This is a genomic window from Bacillus sp. THAF10 (genome assembly GCF_009363695.1).
Taxonomy (GTDB): domain Bacteria; phylum Bacillota; class Bacilli; order Bacillales; family Bacillaceae_I; genus Sutcliffiella_A.
This window is the reverse complement of the sequence record NZ_CP045403.1, coordinates 3,279,190-3,293,129: the sequence shown is the minus strand read 5'-3', so window position 1 is coordinate 3,293,129 and position 13,940 is coordinate 3,279,190. Positions and strand designations below refer to the sequence as shown.

Genomic DNA, 13,940 nt, shown 5'->3' with positions numbered 1-13,940 from the left:
AATAGCCCAATATTTTGGGCTATCCTTTTATTATACATTCTATTTTCCTTTTAATAACTCGTCTAAAAGCTGATTAATTTTTCTTAATTGGCCTTCATTCAACATCTTTAATTTCTCATGCAACGTCATCTCTTTAGGCTCTTCAAAAGAATCTTGTTTATCTACCAAGTCCCTATAATCTATTGAGAATACATCTGCCATTTTGCAAAGCGTCTCGTAGCTTGCGCTAGTTTCTCCTCTTTCAATACGAGCAATGGTCGCATTGGAAACTCCGATTTTTGATGACAACGCCCTCTGACTATGGAATCCTTTTTCTTCCCTTAAAATCTTTATGTACAGACCAAATTCCTTTGATGCCATTAAACAGTTTCCTCCATTTCTTACGGATCAAATTTTTCAAGGCATTCTCCAATTATTAAGTTCCACTTTATTAAAACCAAGCTTTTTAGAAATTGTAAATGTAGGAGAACCATCATTGTTTTTTATAGTGTACTTTATACATTCATTTTAAGATGTTTCTAGCTGGTGAGTGGAGCAAATGGCGGAGACTCCCGGGGGAATAAAGCGACAATCTTGAGAAGATAGCAGGGCATAAGCCCGAGGAGGCTCAAGGTCGCCCCGCAGGACGAGGAGCCATTTTGCGGAAATCACCAGCGGTCTTACACCACACACAAAAAAAAGGCTGTTCAAAAGTCATCTGCTTATGACTTTTGAACAGCTCCTTTTCACTTTCCGTTCACTTTTAGAATAAGCTAGTACTATGAAGTGGCTGAACTTTCGCTTTTGGATCAATATAGGATTTAGCATTGTTGACTGCGGTTGGTGCTTCGCCAAATCCACAAGCAATCAGCTTCACTTTTCCATCATACGTACAAATATCACCTGCTGCATAAATACCTGGAATGTTTGTTTCCATTTTAGAATTCACGACAATGGAGTTCTTCTCAATCTCTAATCCCCAGTCCTTAATTGGACCAAGAGAGGAAACAAAGCCATAGTTGACGATAACATCATCTACTTCAAGAACTTCTTTATCTTCGGACTTCACTTTTTCCAGGATAACTTGATTGATTGCCTGCTCATCGCCAATAAGCTCAGCAGGAACATATGGTGTTTTCACTTCTACTTTTGAGTTCATTAAGTTTTCTACACTATGCTCATGGGCACGGAACTTGTCACGACGGTGAACAAGGGTGACCTTTTCCGCGATAGGCTCAAGCATAAGCGCCCAGTCTACTGCAGAATCTCCACCACCGAAAACCACTACTTTCTTCCCGGCGAACTTGTTCATATCATCCACAAAATAATGGATGTTTTTGTTTTCGTAGTCTTTTGCATTGTCTAACTCGAGGCGTCTTGGTTGGAACGCGCCGTTACCAGCAGTAATAATCACTGCCTTAGAATAATGCGTTTCCTTGTCAGTGCCAATTTTAAATGTACCATCGCCCATTTTTTCTAGCGTTTGAACCGATTGTTCTAGCGCAACCGTTGGCTCAAATTTAGACATTTGCTCTTTCAGGTTATCAATTAACTCCTGGGCACGTACCTTTGGGAATCCTGCAATGTCATATATGTACTTTTCCGGATATAACGCGGATAATTGACCACCTAACTGTGGCAAACTTTCGATAATTTTGACGCTTGCTTGTCTCATCCCACCATAAAATGCAGTAAACAATCCTGTTGGTCCTCCACCAATGATGGTGATGTCATATACTTTTTGTTCTTCGCTCATCTTTTACCTATCCTCCTAAAAACAAGTGTGATAACGTTCTTCCTTTACTATAGCACAATTTTCTTGCAATTTCTGTTTTCAACAGTGGAAAAAGGGGAACATATACTGAAAATAGGTAGAATTTTTGGAAGATTGAGTCAGATAGTTGAGCTTTTTTCGGAATATTTTAAAGCTTTTTAAAGTAAGATTTTATCTTGAAATGTGTTGCTAAAAAGAATATGATGATAGGTAGGTAATTAATCTTTGTGACAAATTTCGCACTTTTTTGCCGTCTGTTTTCGTGAAGTATTTCACAATCATTTATTTTCATAAATAATTTTGTTTTTGCGGATAGTAAGAATGGGAAAGTGAAATTTGTAAAAGTCCTTATTATTTATTATACAAATCCAATAAAAAGGTGGATGTGATTCATTTGAAAAAGCCAAACATTGTTATCTTAGGTGCAGGTTACGGTGGATTAGTAACAGCGGTCCGACTTCAAAAATTAGTAGGTGTGAACGAAGCGGAAATCACACTTGTGAACAAAAATGACTATCACTATGAGTCAACTTGGTTGCATGAAGCATCTGCAGGTACTCTTCCAGCAGATCGTACTCGTTACAAAATTACCGATGTTATTGATCGCAGCAAAGTCAACTTCTTAGTCGACACTGTAACAGGTATCAACAGAGAAGCAAAAACTGTTGCGCTTGCAAAAGGCGGCGAGATTTCCTACGACTATCTAGTAGTAGGTCTTGGTTATGAAGCGGAAACATTCGGGATTAAAGGCTTAAAGGAGCATGCATTCTCGATTGCAAACTTAAACGTTGCTCGTAAAATCCGTGAGCATATCGAATATCAATTCGCAACTTACAATACAGAGGCACATCGCCGTGATGATCGATTAACAATCGTTGTTGGTGGTGCAGGCTTCACAGGTATCGAGTTCCTTGGTGAGCTTGTGAACCGTGTACCAGAGCTTTGCCAGGAATTTGACATTCCTAAAGACCGAGTTCGTATCGTCTGTGTAGAGGCTGCTCCAACTGTTCTGCCTGGTTTTGACCCAGAGCTAGTGGAATATGCAGTGAACACGCTTGAGCGTAAAGGGGTAGAATTCAAAATTGGCACAGCAATTAAAGAAGCTACTCCTGAGGGAATCATCGTTGCAAAAGACGATGAAGTAGAAGAAATCAAAGCTAGCACAGTTGTATGGGCTGCGGGAGTTCGCGGAAACCATTTAGTAGAGGATTCTGGCTTTGAAAACATGAGAGGTCGTGTAAAAGTAGATCCTTACTTACGTGCACCTGGTCACGAGGATGTATTCATTGTTGGTGACTGTTCCCTTATCATCAACGAAGAAATCAATCGTCCTTACCCTCCAACAGCACAAATCGCGATGCAACAAGGGGAAGTTTGTGCGAAGAACTTGGCAGTGCTTGTTCGTGGTCAAGGAGAGCTTCAAACATTTACTCCTGATCTAAAAGGTACTGTTTGTTCCTTAGGGGAAGACGATGCAATTGGTGTAGTTTTCGGACGCAAGATTTGGGGCTCTAAAGCATCCTTCATGAAGAAAATGGTTGATAACCGTGCGCTTTACATGATCGGTGGAGCAGGTCTGGTAATGAAAAAAGGGAAATTCAACGTATTATAAAATAGATTTTTTGCAAAAACCGTCCTTGTGTAGGGCGGTTTTTTTGATGTACATAATTATAGGAGAAAAAAGCGAATACCGCCCAACGAAGCCTCCAAGCGAGTCCCTTGATAACTAAAATGAGGTAATATTACCACCCCCAAAACCCAAAAAACATGTTCTTCGAGAGTGATAAGTTCTCAACCATACACATCCCTTCAAAATCTTGATAACATAGAAGAAAAGCAAAAAAGGGTGAGATGATGGCCAAAAGAGAAAATGTATGGTTAGCGGTAGCGGGAATAGTGGTGACAGACGATGGAAGATGGCTTGTGGTAAAAAAGAAGTATGGCGGACTTAAGGGGAAATGGTCCTTTCCAGCGGGCTTTGTGGAAGAAAATGAGACAGTTGATGAGGCGGTAAGGCGAGAGATACTTGAGGAGACAGGAATAACCGTTAAGGTAGAAGGTCTTGTAGGGGTTCGCTCTGGCGTTATCCAAGAAAGAATCAGTGACAATATGCTTCTTTTCTTATGCACGCCATTACATGCAAATGTGGTCTACCAGAAATCAGAATTAATAGATGCTGCATTTAAAACAATGGATGAACTGCAGGATGATCCTGATTCTTCCTTGTTGATTCACTATTGCACGAAAATGGAAGGCCTTACTATGTTAAAGGAAACGAAAAGCATGAATCCAGGTGATGTGTTTCAATATAGTAGCTATAAATTATTTTTCTAATAATTCTGTAAATTTACGAAAAAGGAAGATTTAAATAGATTGAAATGGATGTATTCGCTTACATCGGTTTTTTTAGCTGTTTTCGTCCCTTTCACTCCTTCATAAAAGGTGATATATTATCAGAAAATTAGATAAATTAGCTTCTGTTTTAAGACTAATCATCTGGAGGGATAAGGAATGAATAATCAACTGCAAACAGATAAAAAGGATTGCCCGTATTGCTCTGGTAAAGGATATTTTCAACTACTACTTGGTGGATCAGAAACTTGCTCCTGCTGCGGAGGGAGCGGTAGAAAATAATAAGTAAAGGCTGTTTTTGTAAACTTTGTTGCTACTGCGTACTGTTAAGGAACACGTAAGCAAGGTTGCAGTCGTGCTCTTTTCGTGGAGTAAGTTTTAAATATGTGGCAACTTTTCTTCGAATAATGAATGGAAAAAGTCTTAAAGCCGACTTTTTCTTAGGTTTTTAGCAACAATCTTTTAGAAAAGAGCTAAAATAATTACACAACCCCATTTCCATTTCGTCAAATTTGACGTATTTAGGACAATTGTGGTTGTGTTTTTGTTTGTATGGGAAAAGACATTGACTTCCTAGCAAGCCTTTCAGTACACTTAGGAAAGATGTGTAATGGAGGTGCCTGGTATTGAATATACCAATACTACTTATATCGGTTGTTTTATTTTTTGTACTATTCTTTGGAATTGGATTCCTTTTAAATATGCTCCTACGTATGTCTTGGATTATGGCGATTATCTACCCTCTAGTTTGTGTATGGATTGTAGCACAGGATGATGTGAAATTAATAGATTATTTCCGTCAACCTAATCAGGCTTTTTCCACACTTGGGTCTGAGTTAACATCATTGCAGGTCGCTGATGTTACCATTCTTTTAAGCGGTTTAGCAGGAGCTATTTGTTCTGGAATTGTGATAAAAATGCTAAGAAAAAATGGATATCAAATGTTCTAAAGGAAGAATCGGTCTTGGTGCCGGTTCTTTTTTTTTGACCCTCACAAACGTTATTGTCTCGAAAAAAGGAATAAATCCTTTCAAAAGCGGGAAGGAATATCTTGTGAGAGGAGTGTTGATGATTCACATGAAAAATTTGAAAACGGTAATCCGGAGAACGGTAATGGGCTTGTTATTTGTAGTAGCTCTTTTAGTTACCTTTCAATCCATTTCGGGGGTACAAGCTTCGACCATTCATAACTGGCTCAAAGAAAATAAGATATATGCCAGCTATGACGGTGAAAAAGAGTCTGACAATATATTTAAGAAGATGGCAGTGGGCTTTAAAAGCTTAAACTTTCTTTCCGCCACACAAACAAAAGTTTCTGCAGAGGAAACGGTGGAAACACCTTTAGCCTTAGAGGATTTAGATTGGAATGAGTATGAAGCACATACAGTTCATGCGACAGGCTATACCGCTGGTTATGAGTCTACAGGGAAAAAGCCTGGGGATCCAAGCTATGGTATTACATATTCTGGACTTAAAGTAAAAAGGGATTTATATTCGACCATTGCTGCAGATATTAGTGTTTTCCCAATTGGTACTATTCTGTTTATCCCAGGGTATGGCTATGGAGTAGTCGCCGATATTGGTGGAGCTATTAAAGGAAACAAAATTGATTTATATTTCGATACAGTGGATGAAGTGTTTAACGATTGGGGTAAACAAACGATTGATGTTTATCTTGTGAAAAAAGGCGATGGAACCTTATCAGAAGAAGAGTTAACAAAACTAAATGAAGATAGTAGCATGCAGGTTTTTCGTCAAAAATATTTAGGCAAAAAACAATAAATAAAGGTCGTCTTTTCCTTACAAGGAAATGGACGACCTTTATTTATTTTGCATTAAAAGCGTATCTTCCCCGTTGAATTCTGGATACACGGTAGGGTGCAATAGGCTAGAAAGCTTTTGTAAACCCATGATAAGTCTTGGAGAAGGGCGGCAATAGAGACTTTCTTCAAGTACATGTATTTGCTCGTCGAGTACGGCTTTTACCTTGGAAGCATCTTCTCGTTTGATGATATGGTTTGGATTCATTTTCGATTCTTTGACACCCACCCAAATCATCAGGATGACATCAGGGTTCAACGCGGAAACTTCCTGCCACTCGGTTTGATAGCTTGCCACGTTCTTATCTTCAAAAATATTTCTCGCTCCTGCAAGCTGGCTAATTTCTGTAAGCCAATTGATTCTACCTGGTGTGAAAATGGGCTTTGGCCACCATTCAAAATAAATACCAGGTTTTGTAGAGAGTGTAGAAGCAAGCTTTCTATATGTCTCGATAACCCTTCTTATTTCTGCTGCAAGTACGCTTGCTCGCTCGGTTGATTTTGTGAGTTTGCCCACCTCGTGAAGGTCAACGACGATATCTTCCAAAGATTGAGGATTTAAGGTGATATGAGGAATACCTCTTCTTTTTAGCTCCTCTACATTTTTCTCCATGCCAGGCACACTTAAGCTTGCCAGCACCAAATCTGGCTCAAGAGCTTCAAGTTTTTCCATGTTAATATTCAGATCAGGACCTAGCTTGGGTAGCGTGTGAACTTCTGCAGGCCAATCTGAGTAATCATCAATGCCAACGAGGTTCTCGGTAAGTCCGAGGTAATGTAGCAGCTCTGTGTTACTGGGACAAATAGATACTAAACGCATGTTTCTCCCTCCCTTATCCAAGATGAACCAGGTAATGAAGCACAATCGTAAGGAGGATACCCGTGATGGCTCCAAAGAAGACCTCGATAGGTTGATGACCCAAGAGTTCTTTTAGATCCTTCACTTTTTCCTGCTCATTCATGTTAGGCCATTTTTTTGTTTCTTCTACAAAACGGTTAAAATCACCAACCAATTTATTCAATACAGTTGCTTGCTCGCCAGCATGTCGTCTTACACCTGTTGCATCAAACATGACGATGATTGCAAAGACAGTTGCTACTGCAAAGATAGGCGAGTCTAACCCGGTTTCAAAGGCAACCCCTGTTGCTAGTGCCGTCACGGCAGCTGAATGGGAGCTTGGCATGCCTCCTGTACTCGTTAAAAGGGACCAATCAATTCTTCTTGTTGCTATAAATTGAATGGGGACTTTCACGAATTGTGCGAAACCAATGGCCGCAAGTGCTGCCCATAAAGGGAAATTTGAAAATAACTCCATCTGACCGAACCGCCCTTCTTAGCTGTAATTTTTATTACTATACCCTTTCTACTTCTATGTAGTACATGATGAAAGTAGTTTTCTTATTATTATGAATGATATTACTTCTTTTGTTAAGATGGTTATAGGACATTTTTATCGAAGGGGTAAAAATAATGGATATATATCCAGAAGAATACTATGAATTCTTTATTTCTTTTAATGAGGGAGATTATTATACGTGTCATGATTTGTTAGAGGAGATTTGGATGACAGATAAGGAGAACTATTTTCTCAAGGGATTATTGCAAATGACGGTTGCCATTTATCACTATGAGTATGGAAATGTAAAAGGTGCTAGAATGATGATGGAAGCTGGAGGCCGTTATATTCAAAAATATCGTCCGAGATTCTGGGGTCTTGATTTAGAAAAGATTCATCAATATATCCAAGATTGCTTAAATATCCTCCCAACCGACTTGGAAAGCGTTCCATATGAAAAGGTAGACACGTTGCCAAAGCTACCACGTCTTTTTTTATACTTGGAGGATTCTTAGATACTCGAAATATTTTAAGAATTTAGCTATAATGGAAGTATCTTAATTTGGGGGTGTTCAGCCATGTTTGTGGTACATAATGAGATCAATAATGAAAATCAAATCGAAGCGATTGTTGTAGGGTTATCCGAGAAACATAGTAAACTTGAAGGGATTGTTGGGGAACTAGACAATCAGCTAGAAGGACAGCTAACAGCATTACTGAAAGATGGAGATATTTCACCTAAAAGAGGAAAACTATCTAAAATACATACTTTCGGAAAAACAATGTATAAAAGAATTATCATAGTGGGTACCGGAAGAGCGGACAAGCTTTCTTTTGAAGAGCTGAGAAAGGTATTTGGTAAAGTAGGCAAGTCGCTTCAAGAATCGAAATTGCAAAGTGCGGTTGTTGCCATTGACTCCTTCGTAACAAGTGATTTAGCGGTTCATGATGTGGCACATGCCTTAGGGGAGTCTATCCCACTAGCAACCTACCGCTACGATGGATATAAACAAAAATCCAATGAGCCTGAAGTGAAGCTAGAGGAAGTTGTTTTGCTTACAGATGAGGATAAGTCTGAGGTGGAGGCAAGTGTCCATGTTGGGTACGTTTTTGCAAAAGGAACAAACAGTGCCCGTACATTAGTCAACATGCCTGGGAATATGCTAACTGCAACAGAGCTTGCCAATCACGCAGCAGCCCTTGCAGAAAAATATGGCTTTGAACTAGAAATCCTAGAGAAAGAAGACATGGAAAAGCTAGGAATGGGCGCACTTCTTGCAGTAAATAAGGGTTCTGTGGAGCCACCAAAAATGATTGTCCTTAAGCATCAAGGAAAAGAAGAGTGGACAGATGTCATTGGGCTAGTCGGAAAAGGAATCACCTTTGATACGGGTGGCTATTCTATTAAGCCAAAGGATGGAATAGTTGGCATGAAAACTGACATGGGAGGAGCGGCTGCGGTTCTTGGTGCAATGGAAGCCATTGGGGAATTAAAGCCAGAGCAAAATGTTGTCGCAGTTATAGCCTCTACAGATAATATGATTAGTGGTAATGCCTTTAAGCCAGATGATGTGATTACTTCCATGAGCGGCAAAACCATTGAGATTCTTAACACAGATGCAGAAGGACGACTAGTTCTTGCAGACGCCGTAACGTATGCTAAACAGCATGGTGCGAATTATCTAGTGGATGTCGCTACCTTAACCGGAGGGGTGATCATTGCGCTTGGAAATCACACTACTGGTGCGATGACCAATGATGAAGATTGGTTTGAACAAGTGTTAGAAGCATCCTATGAGGCTGGAGAAGAAATGTGGCGACTGCCAATCTTTGATCACGCAAAAGAGCGAGTGCGCAACAGTAAAGTAGCTGATTTGAATAACTCCCCTGGACGTGACGGACATGCTATTTTTGCAGGTGCGTTTATCGGAGAATTTGCTGAAAATACGCCATGGGTGCATTTAGATATCGCAGGAACAGCAACTGCGAAATCAGCTCACGAGCTGGGGCCAAGTGGAGGCACAGGAGCGATGGTACGTACGCTTGTGACTTTAGTAGAACGGTTTGGACTGACAGAGGAATAATCGATTGAAAAAAACACATCTTAAAAAGATGTGTTTTTTTTGTGCTTTCCAAACAATTCCGTTGACAGCTATGATGGTCTATGATAATTTATCTTTTGTACTCTAATTCTCTACCGATTTAACAAACTAAAGCGAATGAAGTAATAATGATCTCTTGAAAGGAAGTCTTTAAAATGAATGCAGTCATCATAGCTGTTCTCGTCATGCTTGTATTAAGCTTACTTAGAATAAATGTTGTACTGGCACTAGTTACGGGTGCTTTTATTGGTGGAATGGTCGGAGGGCTTGGCCTTGAGACAACCATTAATACGTTTACAGATGGTTTGGGAGGAAATGCTGCTGTAGCACTTAGTTATGCATTATTAGGTGCATTTGCGGTGGGCTTATCCAAAACAGGGCTGCCAGATGCTCTAGTGGAGGGAGCAATAAAATTTGTCGGTACGAAAGAAGAAACACGTAAAAAATCACTATCCAAAGTATTGATTTTGTTGATTCTATTAGCGGTGTCTATTATGTCACAAAACGTAATTCCCGTGCATATTGCATTTATCCCTATCCTAATTCCACCATTATTAAAGATTCTTAATGAACTTGGAATTGATAGGAGATTAACCTCTACAATTATTACCTTTGGTTTAACAGCACCTTACATTCTTTTACCGGTTGGATTTGGCGGGATTTTTCATGATATATTAAAAACAAATATGGGGGAAAGTGGTCTAGATATAAGCTTATCCTCTATCCCAACTGCCATGGTGATTCCAGTTGGGGGGATGGTAGTTGGATTATTGATTGCCGTGTTCTTTAGCTACCGAAAACCAAGAGTGTATAAACAAAAAGATATTTCTGAACAAGAATCTGCAGCCTATACGAAAAAATCGCTATTATTTGCTCTTCTAGCAGTTGTCATTTCTTTAGTAACTCAAGTTTACCTTACAGAAGTAGTTGGTGTGCAAGGAATGATTTATGGCTCCCTTGTGGGAATCGTTATTCTATATCTTGGTGGAGCAATGAAGTTTAACGAAACGGATGTGATTCTCACCTCTGGTATGAAAATGATGGCATACATTGGATTTGTGATGATTGCTGCGTCAGGCTTTGCGAGTGTATTAAGGGAGACAGGACAAATTGAAACGCTGGTTTCCTCTGCAGCAGATTGGATTGGCACTAACCAATTACTAGCAGCATTTACAATGCTACTAATAGGACTATTCATTACAATGGGGATTGGCTCCTCTTTCTCCACTATTCCCATTATCGCAGCCATCTTTGTTCCGCTTTGTGCAGAGTTAGGATTTAGCGCGATGGCAACGATTGCGATTGTTGGTACTGCTGCAGCGCTTGGGGATGCAGGATCACCTGCTTCTGACAGTACGCTTGGACCAACTTCCGGTCTGAATGCTGATGGCCAACACAATCACATTTGGGATACTTGTGTACCGACCTTTATTCACTACAATATTCCTTTAATAATATTTGGCTGCATTGCAGCGATGATTTTATAAAAAAACCTGGCTGATACGTTTCAGCCAGGTTTTTCACTATGCAACCTTACGAGTGTAAGGTGTTTTTGCTGTTTTATTTACTACATAATAGAGGCGAGTTGCTAACAATCCGCAAAGGATCGTGAAAACGAAGTCCTTTAAAGAGAACCATGCCATCGTCATCCACGCTGCTCCGTAAGACATTCCTACTTCCATCACATAATTTAAAATGAAGTACATGTAGTTTGTTCCGATGAAGTAAATCAAGACAATACCAGCGAATGAAGCAGTCATAAATGTAACAAGTTGTGGTTTTTCTGCCTTTTCCACAATAAGTCCTGCAACAAAAGCAGTTACTACATAGGATAGTAAAAAACCACCAGTAGGTCCTACAATAGATCCAAATCCAGATCCAAAACCTGCAAATACTGGCGCGCCAGCAATCCCAACCAATAAATAAACAATCATGGATACAGCACCAAGACGTGAACCTAGTAAAATACCAGCCAGTACGCAGAAAAATGGTTGCATCGATAATGGTACGCTACCTATTTGTAAAAATGGCACCCAGGATACAATGTTAGCACCAATAGCCATTAAGGCTACAAACATTGCTGAGTATGTAATATCTAAAGCTGAAAATGAACGTTTCATATTGTAAACCCCTTTGTTGTTTTTAGTTAACAATAAAATGATAATCGAAAAGTCCTAGAACTGTCAACAGTAATTTTGGTTTGGTTTACATTCGGTTAGTTGAATATAACAAGGAGGGAAGCTACAATATTAGTAGGTTTTTAGAGGAGGAATGAAAGTGAAGATACGAAAAGCTAATCTGCAAGTACATACTTTTCAAGTGTATATTCATGAGAATAAAAAAGAAGAACAAACATTGATTGCGATACCGTTCATCAAGTGGTCAACGATTGTTCCATATGAGGAAGGAACAGCAGCTTTGACTAACAGATTAAATGAGGAGTTTCGCTTATCCTTAGATGAAGAGGATGCCAATCACCTTTCTTTAAAGCTAGTTCAATGGGTTCGTGAAATGTAAAGTTATGTAAGAACGCTGTTGATTTCCGCAAAATGGCTTGCGTCCTGCGGGTCGATTTGTGAGCCTCCACGGCTTTGCCTGTGGGGTCACAAGTCTTTCGCTTCATTCCCCCGGGAGTCTCCGCCATTGCTCCAATCAACAGCTAGAAACTTCTTTAAACAATAAAAAAAACGTGAGAAATGTTTAATTTCTCACGTTTTTTTTGGGAATTAATCAGAAAGTTACTTTTATCTTTCCGATTTACGATACCCAGCCGAAATGGCTGCTTCCTCACTATCAAACCACTCCACGGCCTTTGTTACTTGATAGAACCTTCCACCAGGAATATGATAAATCAATTCTCCCCGTGAATTACGATTGCCTTTAATTTTACAGGCTTCCATACTCATTGAGTTTCCTCTATTTGAACTTCCAATTCTAGTAATAAGGGCTCCTACAAGTCCACTAAGAAGCACTCCATTCATCATCAGAAATTTATTCACCATTACGCCTCCCTGCGAAAGTCCTAGTTTAACAACTGAATACCCCTATTGCATCTATAAATAAACATTGCGTTTAGAAAATATTCCTCTCAAGGAATCAATTGCTAATTTAATAGGGAATGTTTCCCTTTGTCAAAAAAATTGTTTAATTTGGGACTAAAGCGTGAATACAACCTAAAACCGAATAAAAATTTTATGAAAGGAAGTGGCAAGTGATGAGCGTAAAAGAAAGTGCATTACAGCTTGGAAAAAATAAATGGTTTACAGGTGCAGTAGTAGGAAGTGTTGCGGCAAGCTCTGCTTTTCTATTAAAAAAAGAACGTCGAAATAAGGTGATGAAATTTTTTCGGCGAAATGAGAGGGAGCTCGAGCCTGAAGGATCTGAAGAAAAAACTGACAAAGAAAGCTAAAGAAGAAGCAACTGAAACCTATATAGAGTATAAAAAGGATAAAACAAAGGAAAAGATACAAAACAAAGCGGATAAACTATCGGACAACCTGGATGACTCGAAAGATAAATTTGCAAACAAAGTTCACAGCAAAGCCGAGGATGTTCAGGAAAAAATACAAGATTCCTTGTTAAAAGTGAAGGACCGGCTCCAGAAGGTAAAAGACGCTGGAGAGTCTTTTCAAGAAAAAATCGGAAAGAACGGGTCCACCAACGGAATCAAATCCTATACAGAAGTAAAAGGTGCAGACAGCCTAAATGGAATGAATTCAGTGAAACGAAACGACCAAATACCAAATGTGAACGACATTAAAGGAGTGAGATAACATGGCAGCAATTCAAAAGAGTACTGATGGATCTAGTCTAGCAGAGGTAATCGATCGAATCTTAGATAAGGGCGTTGTTATTGACGTTTATGCGCGTGTTTCCTTAGTCGGAATTGAACTTGTAACGGTAGAAGCCAGAGTCGTCATTGCAAGTGTGGATACTTGGTTACGTTATGCAGAGGCAGTCGGACTTCTCCGAGATGATTTAATGGACGGAGAATTCCACTTATCTGGTCAATCCAATGAACGTCAAAATGCATAATTGTAAAGGTTAATAGAAATGGAAAAAGACACATACTTCATGTGTCTTTGTTCCGTTTAGTTAAAGGCTGTTTTCGTAGCCTTTGTTGCTAAAACACGCGTAGTCAACGTTACTGTCGTGCTCTTTTCGTTGACGAAGATTTAAATACGTGGCAATTTTTCTTTGCATAATGATTGGAAAAAGTCTTAAAGCCGACTTTTTCTTAGGTTTTTAGCAACAATCTTTAGAAAAGAGCCTTTTTAAAAGGATGGGATCATAGTGAGCATGAAGAAGGTATTAAAGGAAGTGACAGAGTTCTTCACAGAGTACGTAAAGCCTCCATACAAGATAACGGGTGTACAGCCCACAGAACAGGGCTGGGATGTAGAAGTGGAGGTCATTGAAGAAAAAGAATACATGAAAGCATACGCAAAGGACCAAATGATTGGTGTATACCATGCGAAAATTAATAAAGAGATGGAATTAGAATCGTATACGAGAAAAAGCTTGCGCTCTAGAAGCTCGATTGATTGTAACAATGAGTAAGGGCCCTTGACATTGG

The 13,940-nt window shown here is 39.4% G+C and carries 19 protein-coding genes; 13 read left to right on the top strand and 6 right to left on the bottom strand.

Features of this window, described 5'->3' with window-relative positions; translation table 11 throughout:
• Window positions 1-39 precede the first annotated feature (39 nt).
• Together FIU87_RS17065 and FIU87_RS17060 are read right to left on the bottom strand one after the other, a co-directional pair.
• Window positions 40-360 carry a helix-turn-helix domain-containing protein gene (locus FIU87_RS17065; protein WP_152445678.1) on the bottom strand — a complete coding sequence of 107 codons (321 nt, stop codon included), beginning with the start codon at window positions 358-360 and terminating at the stop codon, window positions 40-42.
• A gap of 382 nt (window positions 361-742) precedes the next feature.
• Window positions 743-1,735 (bottom strand): NAD(P)/FAD-dependent oxidoreductase, encoded by a 993-nt coding sequence (locus FIU87_RS17060; RefSeq protein ID WP_152445677.1) that lies wholly within the window; start codon window positions 1,733-1,735, stop codon window positions 743-745.
• Window positions 1,736-2,138: 403 nt separating this feature from the next.
• Between FIU87_RS17060 and FIU87_RS17055 the strand changes: the two genes are divergently transcribed.
• From FIU87_RS17055 to FIU87_RS17040, 5 genes are all read left to right on the top strand, one after another.
• Window positions 2,139-3,365 (top strand): NAD(P)/FAD-dependent oxidoreductase, encoded by a 1,227-nt coding sequence (locus tag FIU87_RS17055; protein WP_172971089.1) that lies wholly within the window; start codon window positions 2,139-2,141, stop codon window positions 3,363-3,365.
• A gap of 242 nt (window positions 3,366-3,607) precedes the next feature.
• Complete coding sequence (locus tag FIU87_RS17050) at window positions 3,608-4,087, top strand: NUDIX domain-containing protein (RefSeq protein WP_152446632.1); 480 nt, start codon at window positions 3,608-3,610, stop codon at window positions 4,085-4,087.
• A gap of 177 nt (window positions 4,088-4,264) precedes the next feature.
• Entirely contained in the window at window positions 4,265-4,387 is a 123-nt protein-coding gene (locus FIU87_RS21100) for a YuiA family protein (RefSeq protein WP_172971088.1), read from the top strand.
• Between the two features lie 338 nt (window positions 4,388-4,725).
• Window positions 4,726-5,055: a YuiB family protein gene (locus FIU87_RS17045; RefSeq protein WP_253905600.1), complete on the top strand. Its 330-nt coding sequence runs from the start codon at window positions 4,726-4,728 to the stop codon at window positions 5,053-5,055.
• Between the two features lie 127 nt (window positions 5,056-5,182).
• Window positions 5,183-5,887, top strand: a complete 705-nt coding sequence (locus FIU87_RS17040; protein WP_152445674.1) for a 3D domain-containing protein — start codon at window positions 5,183-5,185, stop codon at window positions 5,885-5,887.
• Window positions 5,888-5,926: 39 nt separating this feature from the next.
• On the opposite strand, the gene FIU87_RS17035 is transcribed toward FIU87_RS17040, so the two are convergent.
• Entirely contained in the window at window positions 5,927-6,745 is an 819-nt protein-coding gene (locus FIU87_RS17035) for a cobalamin-binding protein (RefSeq protein WP_152445673.1), read from the bottom strand.
• 13 nt (window positions 6,746-6,758) lie between these two features.
• On the bottom strand, window positions 6,759-7,241 hold the full coding sequence (locus FIU87_RS17030) for a divergent PAP2 family protein (protein WP_152445672.1): 483 nt from the start codon (window positions 7,239-7,241) through the stop codon (window positions 6,759-6,761).
• A 155-nt stretch (window positions 7,242-7,396) separates the two neighbouring features.
• Between FIU87_RS17030 and FIU87_RS17025 the strand changes: the two genes are divergently transcribed.
• The 3 genes from FIU87_RS17025 (at window position 7,397) to FIU87_RS17015 (ending at window position 10,851) form a co-directional block, all read left to right on the top strand.
• Window positions 7,397-7,777, top strand: a complete 381-nt coding sequence (locus tag FIU87_RS17025; protein WP_152445671.1) for a DUF309 domain-containing protein — start codon at window positions 7,397-7,399, stop codon at window positions 7,775-7,777.
• 63 nt (window positions 7,778-7,840) lie between these two features.
• Window positions 7,841-9,346 (top strand): leucyl aminopeptidase, encoded by a 1,506-nt coding sequence (locus FIU87_RS17020; protein ID WP_152445670.1) that lies wholly within the window; start codon window positions 7,841-7,843, stop codon window positions 9,344-9,346.
• A 173-nt stretch (window positions 9,347-9,519) separates the two neighbouring features.
• Complete coding sequence (locus FIU87_RS17015; protein ID WP_152445669.1) at window positions 9,520-10,851, top strand: Na+/H+ antiporter family protein; 1,332 nt, start codon at window positions 9,520-9,522, stop codon at window positions 10,849-10,851.
• 36 nt (window positions 10,852-10,887) lie between these two features.
• Here FIU87_RS17015 and FIU87_RS17010 read toward each other — a convergent pair whose 3' ends face one another.
• Window positions 10,888-11,484 (bottom strand): biotin transporter BioY, encoded by a 597-nt coding sequence (locus FIU87_RS17010; protein WP_152445668.1) that lies wholly within the window; start codon window positions 11,482-11,484, stop codon window positions 10,888-10,890.
• A gap of 157 nt (window positions 11,485-11,641) precedes the next feature.
• On the opposite strand from FIU87_RS17010, the gene FIU87_RS17005 reads away from it, so the two are divergent.
• Complete coding sequence (locus FIU87_RS17005; RefSeq protein ID WP_152445667.1) at window positions 11,642-11,881, top strand: YueH family protein; 240 nt, start codon at window positions 11,642-11,644, stop codon at window positions 11,879-11,881.
• 227 nt (window positions 11,882-12,108) lie between these two features.
• Here FIU87_RS17005 and FIU87_RS17000 read toward each other — a convergent pair whose 3' ends face one another.
• On the bottom strand, window positions 12,109-12,366 hold the full coding sequence (locus FIU87_RS17000; RefSeq protein WP_152445666.1) for a sunset domain-containing protein: 258 nt from the start codon (window positions 12,364-12,366) through the stop codon (window positions 12,109-12,111).
• 212 nt (window positions 12,367-12,578) lie between these two features.
• Between FIU87_RS17000 and FIU87_RS16995 the strand changes: the two genes are divergently transcribed.
• The 4 genes from FIU87_RS16995 to gvpO all read left to right on the top strand — a co-directional run bounded on the left by FIU87_RS16995 (window position 12,579) and on the right by gvpO (window position 13,924).
• A complete protein-coding gene (locus FIU87_RS16995) occupies window positions 12,579-12,773 on the top strand; it encodes a hypothetical protein (RefSeq protein WP_152445665.1) in 195 nt (64 codons plus the stop codon).
• Entirely contained in the window at window positions 12,718-13,137 is a 420-nt protein-coding gene (gene gvpQ / locus FIU87_RS16990) for a gas vesicle protein GvpQ (RefSeq protein ID WP_152445664.1), read from the top strand. Before FIU87_RS16995 ends, gvpQ begins: the two co-directional genes overlap by 56 nt.
• Before the next feature lies 1 nt (window position 13,138).
• A complete protein-coding gene (gvpA, locus tag FIU87_RS16985) occupies window positions 13,139-13,399 on the top strand; it encodes a gas vesicle structural protein GvpA (protein WP_152445663.1) in 261 nt (86 codons plus the stop codon).
• A gap of 264 nt (window positions 13,400-13,663) precedes the next feature.
• Window positions 13,664-13,924, top strand: coding sequence for a gas vesicle protein GvpO (gene gvpO, locus FIU87_RS16980; RefSeq protein ID WP_253905449.1), 261 nt, complete (start codon window positions 13,664-13,666; stop codon window positions 13,922-13,924).
• Window positions 13,925-13,940 lie beyond the last annotated feature (16 nt).

Excerpts from the sequence above, each read along its gene's own strand:
- FIU87_RS17065 (WP_152445678.1), bottom strand. The coding sequence starts at position 360 with ATGGCATCAAAGGAATTTGGTCTGTACATAAAGATTTTAAGGGAAGAA.
- FIU87_RS17060 (WP_152445677.1), bottom strand. The coding sequence starts at position 1,735 with ATGAGCGAAGAACAAAAAGTATATGACATCACCATCATTGGTGGAGGA.
- FIU87_RS17050 (WP_152446632.1), top strand. The coding sequence starts at position 3,608 with ATGGCCAAAAGAGAAAATGTATGGTTAGCGGTAGCGGGAATAGTGGTG.
- FIU87_RS21100 (WP_172971088.1), top strand. The coding sequence starts at position 4,265 with ATGAATAATCAACTGCAAACAGATAAAAAGGATTGCCCGTATTGCTCT.
- FIU87_RS17040 (WP_152445674.1), top strand. The coding sequence starts at position 5,183 with ATGAAAAATTTGAAAACGGTAATCCGGAGAACGGTAATGGGCTTGTTA.
- FIU87_RS17035 (WP_152445673.1), bottom strand. The coding sequence starts at position 6,745 with ATGCGTTTAGTATCTATTTGTCCCAGTAACACAGAGCTGCTACATTAC.
- FIU87_RS17030 (WP_152445672.1), bottom strand. The coding sequence starts at position 7,241 with ATGGAGTTATTTTCAAATTTCCCTTTATGGGCAGCACTTGCGGCCATT.
- FIU87_RS17025 (WP_152445671.1), top strand. The coding sequence starts at position 7,397 with ATGGATATATATCCAGAAGAATACTATGAATTCTTTATTTCTTTTAAT.
- FIU87_RS17020 (WP_152445670.1), top strand. The coding sequence starts at position 7,841 with ATGTTTGTGGTACATAATGAGATCAATAATGAAAATCAAATCGAAGCG.
- FIU87_RS17015 (WP_152445669.1), top strand. The coding sequence starts at position 9,520 with ATGAATGCAGTCATCATAGCTGTTCTCGTCATGCTTGTATTAAGCTTA.
- FIU87_RS17010 (WP_152445668.1), bottom strand. The coding sequence starts at position 11,484 with ATGAAACGTTCATTTTCAGCTTTAGATATTACATACTCAGCAATGTTT.
- FIU87_RS17000 (WP_152445666.1), bottom strand. The coding sequence starts at position 12,366 with ATGGTGAATAAATTTCTGATGATGAATGGAGTGCTTCTTAGTGGACTT.
- FIU87_RS16995 (WP_152445665.1), top strand. The coding sequence starts at position 12,579 with ATGAGCGTAAAAGAAAGTGCATTACAGCTTGGAAAAAATAAATGGTTT.
- gvpQ (WP_152445664.1), top strand. The coding sequence starts at position 12,718 with ATGAGAGGGAGCTCGAGCCTGAAGGATCTGAAGAAAAAACTGACAAAG.
- gvpA (WP_152445663.1), top strand. The coding sequence starts at position 13,139 with ATGGCAGCAATTCAAAAGAGTACTGATGGATCTAGTCTAGCAGAGGTA.
- gvpO (WP_253905449.1), top strand. The coding sequence starts at position 13,664 with ATGAAGAAGGTATTAAAGGAAGTGACAGAGTTCTTCACAGAGTACGTA.